Raw genomic sequence first — 5,424 nt, 5'->3', positions numbered from 1 at the left:
GGTGCCGGCCGGCACCGCGGCGAGCTGTCGGCTCAGAAGGGGTATTCGCAGTTCTCGGGGTCGTTGCCCGACGCCACGACGCAGTAGTCGAAGCCGCCGTCCCCGTCGACGAGGCCGGCGTTCGCGCCGGTCCGGAGGAAGTCGTTCCCGGTGCCGCCCAGGATGTCGCCGGTGGTCGTCACGCCGCCCACGGTGATGTAGTCGCTGCCGTCGTTGCCGGCGACGACGCCGCTGACGGAGGCGGTCGAGGAGACGGAGACGCGGTCGCTGCCGGTGCCGCCGTTGACGGTGCCCGCGACCGGGCCCGTGATGGTGATGAGGTCGCTGCCGCCGAGGCCGTTGACCGTGTCGCCGGCGCCGACTGCGGCGCAGCGGATGATGTCACTGCCGGCGGTGCCGTTCACGGTCGTGCCCGTGACGGTCCTGCCGTTGACGGTGCACGTGGTCACGGCGTGGGCGGGGGTGCTTATCGCGAGAGGCGCGATGACGAGTGAGGCGGCGCAGAGCGCTCGCGCTGTGTGTCGGATCATGTCAACGAGTTACCCACGGTGATACATGTGGCGCAATTTGTCACTCTGGGTAAATGGGGCCGTTCGGTCGCACCGAGAGGGCACCCCCGCCCACCCTCGTCTACGCTCCCGCCCGCACCGCCGCCGACGCCTTGCGCGCAGCCACCAGGACCGGGTCCCAGACCGGGGAGAACGGCGGGGCGTAGCCGAGGTCCAGCGCCGTCATCTGTTCGACGGTCATGCCTGCGGTCAGCGCCACCGCCGCGACGTCCACACGTTTGCCCGCGCCCTCCCGGCCCACGATCTGGACGCCCAGCAGACGGCCCGTGCGGCGTTCGGCCAGCATCTTCACCGTCATTGGAGCGGCGGCCGGGTAGTAGCCTGCGCGGCTCGTCGACTCGATGGTCGCCGTCACGTACTGGAGGCCCACCGCGCGGGCGTCCTTCTCCCGCAGGCCCGTCCGGGCGATCTCCAGTTCGCAGACCTTGCTCACCGCGGTACCGACGACGCCGGGGAACGTGCCGTAACCGCCGCCCGCGTTCGCGCCGATGACCTGTCCGTGCTTGTTGGCGTGCGTGCCGAGCGCGATGTGGCGTTCGCGGCCGGAGACGAGGTCGAGGACCTCGACGCAGTCGCCGCCCGCCCAGATGTTCTCGTGGCCGCGGACCCGCATCGCGAGGTCGGTGAGCAGGCCGCCGTGGCGGCCGAGCGGCAGGCCGGCCGCGCGGGCGAGGGACGTCTCCGGTTCGACGCCGATGCCGAGGACCACGACGTCCGCCGGGTGCTCCGCGCTGTCGGTGACGACGGCCCGGACCCGGCCGTCGTCACCGGTGAGGATCCCGGTGACGGCCGTGCCGGAGACGGTGGTGATGCCCATGCCCGACATCGCCTCGTGCACCAGCCGGCCCATGTCCGGGTCGAGCGTCGCCATCGGCTGCTCCCCGCGGTTGACGACGGTCACCTCGTAGCCGCGCTTGAGGAGCGCCTCGGCCATCTCGACGCCGATGTAGCCGGCGCCGACGACGACCGCGCGCCGGCCCTCGGTGCGCGAGAGGGTGTCCAGCAGGTCCTGGCCGTCGTCGAGGGTCTGGACACCGTGCACGCCGGGCGCGTCGATGCCCGGCAGCGCGGGGCGGACGGGCCGGGCGCCGGTCGCGATCACCAGCTTGTCGTAGCCGGTCCACGATTCGGCGCCCGTCACGGCGTCGCGAGCGCGCACCCGGCCGCCCGCGACGTCGATCTCCGTGACCTCGGTGCGCATGCGCAGGTCGATGGCCCGCTCGCGGTGTTCCTCAGGGGTGCGCGCGATCAGTTCGTCGCGCTCGCCGACATCGCCGCCCACCCAGTACGGGATGCCGCACGCCGAGTACGAGCTGAAGTGGCCGCGCTCGAACGCGAGAATCTCCAGCTCGTCCGGTCCTTTCATCCTGCGCGCCTGCGACGCGGCGGACATGCCCGCCGCGTCGCCCCCGATGATCACCAGCCGTTCGGTCGCCGTCATGGGGAACACGCTACGGGGGAGGGGCCGTTCAGTCCTCCTTGACCGGGGGAGCGGCCGGGAGAGGGGCCGGGGGAGCCGTGGGTCCGGCCGGACGCCTGGGCAGCCGGGGCCGTACCAGCCACCGCCACACCGCGTACAGCACCGCGCCCAGCGCCGCGAAGGGAGCCACCGCGCCGACCGCCACGGCGATCCACCGCAACGTCGCGACCAGAGCGTCCCAGCCGCCGCGTAGCGCGTCGAGGAAGCCGGGGCCGTCGTCCTCCTCCCTCGTCTCCTCGCGCTCCTTCTCCGACAGCGTCAGCGTGATCGTCGCGAGCGAGGTGCGGTCCTTCAGCGTCGCCTGCTGCGCGAGCAGGGATTCCAGGTCGGCCTGACGGGTGCTCAGCTCCGCCTCGAGCGTGACGACGTCCGACAGCCTCGTCGCACGGTCCATCAGCGCCCGCACCCGGGCGACGCTGGCCCGCTGGGTCGCGATACGGCTCTCGACGTCCACTACCTGGCCGGTGACGTCCTTCGCGTCTGCCGTGCGGGACAACAGCTTCCCGGCTCCGGCCAGTTCGGCCAGCACCGCTTCGTAACGCTCCTGCGGCACGCGCAGCACGACGTTCGACGTGACGTGCGTGTCGTCGATCCGCTCGGTGCTCTCGTTCTCCACGTGTCCGCCCGCGTTCGCCGCCGCCCTGCGGGCCGCGGCGAGCGCCTTGGCGGCGTCCTCGACCTCCACCTCGAGCGTGGCCGTGCGGATGACGTGGGCGCTCGGCAGCGCCGACGGCTTCGCGGCGGTGTCACGGTCCGCGCTGTCCTCGGCAGGCGCCCCCGCCGCCTCGTCGGCCGCCTGTCCCGAGCCGGCCGCGCCCTCCGCGTCACGCGCGGCCGGTTTCGCCGCGCTCTGCGCGCCGTCGCCGGAGTCGGAACCGCCTGCGCCGCACCCGGCGAGGCCGAGTGAGGCAGTGAGAAGTAGTACCGCGAACGCACGCCGTGCACGCATACCGGCCCCCCGGGGATGGGTTGTGAACCTGTCGCACGTTCGACGCCGCGGCCCTGCCGGAGGTTGCCGGTCCAGGGTTCCGAAGCGGTCACGGTCAGGACTCGGAAAGGCGTTTGAGAGAGTTGGACCATGAACGTGGACACACGAGCGCGCCATGTCGTCGTCATCGGCGGCGGCATCGCCGGGCTCGCCGCCGCACACCGGCTGCTCGCCTCCGGCGTGGGCGTCACCCTCCTCGAGGCGACCGGCCGGGTCGGCGGCAAACTCCGGTCGGGCGAGATCGCGGGCGTCCGGGTCGACCTGGGCGCCGAGTCGATGCTCGCCCGCCGCCCGGAGGGCACCGCCCTCGCCCGTGCCGTCGGCCTCGGCGACCGGCTGGAACCGCCGGCCACGGCGACCTCGGCGGTCTGGACCCGTGACGCGCTGCGGCCCATGCCGAAGGGCCATGTGATGGGCGTCCCGGGCGACGCGTCGGCGCTGGCCGGGCTGCTCTCCGCCGAGGGCCTCGCCCGCATCGCACACGAGAAGGACCTCGCGCCGACCGCCGTGGGCGACGACGTGGCCGTCGGCGCGTACGTCGCCGAGCGCCTCGGGCGGGAGGTCGTCGACCGGCTGGTGGAGCCGCTGCTCGGCGGCGTCTACGCGGGCGACGCCTACCGCATCTCGATGCGCGCGGCCGTCCCCCAGCTCTTCGAGGCGGCCAGGTCCCACGACTCGCTGCTCGAGGGAGTGCGGGACATCCAGGCGAGGGCGGCCGCGCAGCGGACGGGCGGACCGGTCTTCATGGGCCTCGACGGCGGCATCGGCACCCTGCCGGACGCCGTCGCCGACGCCGTCCGCGCCCAGGGCGGCGACATCCGCACCGAGACGCCCGTCCTCGGCCTGAACCGCGCCGCGGACGGCTGGCGGGTCCGCACCGACCGCGGGACGCTCGACGCCGACGCCGTGGTGCTCGCGACGCCGGCCTGGTCCGCGTCCGCCCTGCTGGAGTCCGAGTCGCCGGCCGCCGCGGCCGAGCTCGGCCGTGTCGAGTACGCCTCCATGGCACTGGTCACCATGGCGTTCCGGCGCGCGGACGTGGCGGGGATGCCGGCGGGCAGCGGATTCCTCGTCCCGCCGGTGGACGGGCGGACCATCAAGGCGTCCACGTTCTCCTCCAACAAGTGGGGCTGGGTCGCGCGGGGCGCCGGCGATCTGTTCGTGCTGCGCACCTCCGTCGGCCGCTACGGCGAGGAGCAGGCCCTCGAACGCGAGGACGCGGAACTGGTCGAGGTCTCGCTGACGGACCTCCGCGCGGCCGTGGGGCTCACGGCCCGGCCCGTCGCCACCGAGGTCACCCGGTGGACCGGCGGACTGCCGCAGTACCCCGTGGGCCACCTCGCCCGTGTCGCCCGCATCCGCGACGAGGTCGCCGGGCTGCCGGGACTGCGGGTCTGCGGCGCCGTGTACGAGGGCGTAGGGATCCCGGCCTGCATCGCGAGCGGACAGCGCGCCGCGGACGAGATCCTCGCCACTCCGACCCTGGCGCGGGGCACCGTTCGGGAGGCGGGACAATAGCCGTATGAGTGCGCCAGAAAAGATCCCGAACGCAGGCAAGAAGGCCAAGGACCTCAACGAGGTCATCCGGTACACGCTGTGGTCCGTCTTCAAGCTGCGCGACGTGCTGCCAGAGGACCGCTCCGGTTACGCCGAGGAGGTCCAGGAGCTGTTCGACCAGCTCGCCGCCAAGGACGTCACCGTGCGCGGCACGTACGACGTCTCAGGGCTGCGTGCCGACGCCGACGTGATGATCTGGTGGCACGCCGAGACCGCGGACGAGCTCCAGGACGCCTACAACCGCTTCCGCCGCACCCGTCTGGGCCGCGCACTCGAGCCGGTGTGGTCGAACATGGCGCTGCACCGCCCCGCCGAGTTCAACAAGTCGCACATCCCGGCGTTCCTGGCCGACGAGACTCCCCGCAACTACGTCTCGGTCTACCCCTTCGTGCGCTCCTACGACTGGTACCTGCTCCCCGACGAGGACCGTCGCCGGATGCTCGCCGACCACGGCAAGATGGCCCGCGGCTACCCGGACGTGCGCGCCAACACGGTCGCCTCGTTCTCGCTCGGCGACTACGAGTGGATCCTCGCCTTCGAGGCGGACGAGCTGTACCGCATCGTCGACCTGATGCGCCACCTGCGCGCCTCCGAGGCGCGGATGCACGTCCGCGAGGAGGTCCCGTTCTACACCGGCCGCCGCAAGGACGTGGCGGACCTCGTGGCGGGTCTCGCGTAACCTCCTTCGGCGAACGACCTGACGGCCGGGTTTCCGCTTCCCCGAAGCGGATACCCAGCCGTCCATATGGCCCGGAAGATCAGACGGCGTGCGGCAGCTTCCGCTGCTCCGCCCGCCGGTCCAGCGACACCGGGTCGGGCTCCGGGTGCGG

The 5,424-nt window shown here is 72.9% G+C and carries 5 protein-coding genes; 2 read left to right on the top strand and 3 right to left on the bottom strand.

Features of this window, described 5'->3' with window-relative positions; translation table 11 throughout:
- Positions 1-32 precede the first annotated feature (32 nt).
- The 3 genes from ACWGH4_RS30530 to ACWGH4_RS30520 form a co-directional block, all read right to left on the bottom strand.
- The gene (locus tag ACWGH4_RS30530) at positions 33-530 is read right to left on the bottom strand and encodes a hypothetical protein (protein ID WP_453466608.1); all 498 of its coding nucleotides are present in this window, start codon (positions 528-530) and stop codon (positions 33-35) included.
- A 100-nt stretch (positions 531-630) separates the two neighbouring features.
- Complete coding sequence (locus tag ACWGH4_RS30525; RefSeq protein WP_453466606.1) at positions 631-2,010, bottom strand: FAD-dependent oxidoreductase; 1,380 nt, start codon at positions 2,008-2,010, stop codon at positions 631-633.
- Positions 2,011-2,038: 28 nt separating this feature from the next.
- Entirely contained in the window at positions 2,039-2,998 is a 960-nt protein-coding gene (locus ACWGH4_RS30520; RefSeq protein WP_453466604.1) for a DUF4349 domain-containing protein, read from the bottom strand.
- A 129-nt stretch (positions 2,999-3,127) separates the two neighbouring features.
- Here ACWGH4_RS30520 and hemG point away from each other — a divergent pair, with 129 nt between their 5' ends.
- Positions 3,128-4,555 (top strand): protoporphyrinogen oxidase, encoded by a 1,428-nt coding sequence (gene hemG, locus ACWGH4_RS30515; protein ID WP_453466602.1) that lies wholly within the window; start codon positions 3,128-3,130, stop codon positions 4,553-4,555.
- 4 nt (positions 4,556-4,559) lie between these two features.
- Complete coding sequence (gene hemQ / locus ACWGH4_RS30510) at positions 4,560-5,273, top strand: hydrogen peroxide-dependent heme synthase (RefSeq protein ID WP_189471656.1); 714 nt, start codon at positions 4,560-4,562, stop codon at positions 5,271-5,273.
- The last annotated feature ends 151 nt before the right edge of the window (positions 5,274-5,424 follow it).

The organism is Streptomyces sp. NPDC054847, from assembly GCF_053610925.1.
This window is presented reverse-complemented; position numbering and strand designations above follow the sequence as displayed.